This window comes from Spirillospora sp. NPDC049652 (assembly GCF_040675125.1).
Classification (GTDB): Bacteria; Actinomycetota; Actinomycetes; order Streptosporangiales; family Streptosporangiaceae; genus Spirillospora.
Genome location: NZ_JBFAOF010001268.1, coordinates 1 through 1,681, shown reverse-complemented (window position 1 = coordinate 1,681; position 1,681 = coordinate 1). Strand labels below are relative to the sequence as shown.

Sequence of the window (1,681 nt, the reverse complement as noted above, 5' to 3'; positions counted from 1 at the left end):
GGCGTCCGCCGACGCCGCCACCCACGCCTGGCGCATCGCCCTCAACGTCCACCCCACCTCGCGCACCGACATGGGTGCTGTGACCATCGCGTCCAAGAAGGACGGCTGGGCATTCGGGGCCAGCTTCCGCCCGCACGCGAAGCCCGCGGTCCTCCCGTTCTCGTACCACTGGAACGGCAAGACCTGGAAATACGTCGCCCTGCCCAAGGGCCTGGACGGATACGTGTGGGACGCGTCCATCCTGTCCGCCTCGAACGCCTGGGCCATCAGCAGCCCCGGTGAAGGGCCGGGCGACGGGCCGGCCGCGGTCCTGCACTGGAACGGCAAGCGCTGGTCAGTCGTGAAGCGCGACCTGCCGGGCGAACCCGGTTCCGTCAAGGCGTTCAGCTCCAAGAACGTCTGGGTGTTCGGCGCGTCCGGCGGCTCGACCGGTTCCGGCACGTGGCACTACAACGGCAGCACGTGGAAGCGTGTGAAGACCGGCACGTTCATGCCCGGCAGCGTCAGCGCGACGTCGGCCACGAACATGTGGACGTTCGGGCGCGACGCCGCACCGGGCAAGGACTTCAAGACCGTCGGACGGTTCGACGGCCGCAAATGGACGTTCACCAATGCGGGCGTGCCCGTCAACGGCATTCTCGCCACCTCCTCTCCCCGCAGCGTGTGGGCCACCGGCTGCCAGTACGGGGCCAAGAAGCCGAACTACCTCCTCCACTGGAACGGCAAGGCCTGGAAGCGGGCGGCCGCGCCCGGGTCATCCTGCCTGCGGGGGATCACTTTCGACGGCTACGGCGGCTTCTGGTTCACCTCTCAGGACGCCAAGGGCAACGGCGTGTTCGTCCACCGCTCGAAGGCCGGGAAGTGGAGCACGTCCCGTCCGCCGCACCCGAAGGGAACGCCGTCCCCGGGTTCTCTGGCCCGCGTTCCGGGCACCGGGGTCATCTGGGCCACCTCGACCACGGGTGTGATCGACAAGTCCGGCGAGTGGCTCAGCTGGTCTGGTCAGCTGCTGAAGTTCTCCTGACCGATGGGATCTCGGGCTGCCCGGATCGTCGCCGGTGCGCTGCTGGCCTGCCTGGGCGGGCTCTACGCGTCCACGGCGGTCGGGCGGCCCGTCGTGGTCCTCGTCGCCTCGTGCGTGCTGTGCGCCGGGGTCCTGGTCGTCTGGCTGCGTTCGCTCGGACGCGGCTGGACGGTCTGGGACCTCGGCGTCCTCGCGTTGTGCGGTTACGCGTGCGTGATCCCTGGCTGGGTCTCGATCGGGATGGTCGGGATGATCGGCGCGGCGCTGGTCGTCGCGGGCCGGACGTGGATCGCCGGAGCCGCCGGGCTGAGCGCGTTCGCGCTGGCCGCCCTGCGGGGCGGGCCTCCCGCGCATGTCGTGGACGTCGCGCTGACCGCCGTGTTGAGCGCGGTGCTGGTCGTCGGGCTCGTCCGACTGGTCGCGCGGATCGACGGGCGCGCGGCGGCACGGATGACGCTCGCGCTGGCGGCCGTCGAGGAGGAGCGGCTCCGCGTCGCGGCCGAACTGAACGCGGGCCTCGGCAAGAGCCTGGACGCGGTCGCCGGGGCCCGTCCGGACGATCTCGAAGCGGTGCTCGCGACCGCCCGGGAGGCCCTGGGGACGGCGCGCGCCGCGTCCGTGGAGCTGCGCAGCCTGTCGCTCGCGCCGGAGATCGCG

Annotated in this window: 1 protein-coding gene and 1 pseudogene; both read left to right on the top strand. The window is 71.4% G+C overall.

The window, feature by feature from the left end; genetic code table 11:
* Nucleotides 1-1,024, top strand: a pseudogene (locus AB0J52_RS39300) (hypothetical protein); the annotation flags it as partial.
* 3 nt (nucleotides 1,025-1,027) lie between these two features.
* On the top strand, nucleotides 1,028-1,681 hold a 654-nt coding region (locus AB0J52_RS39295; RefSeq protein ID WP_500188181.1), incomplete at its 3' end, for a sensor histidine kinase.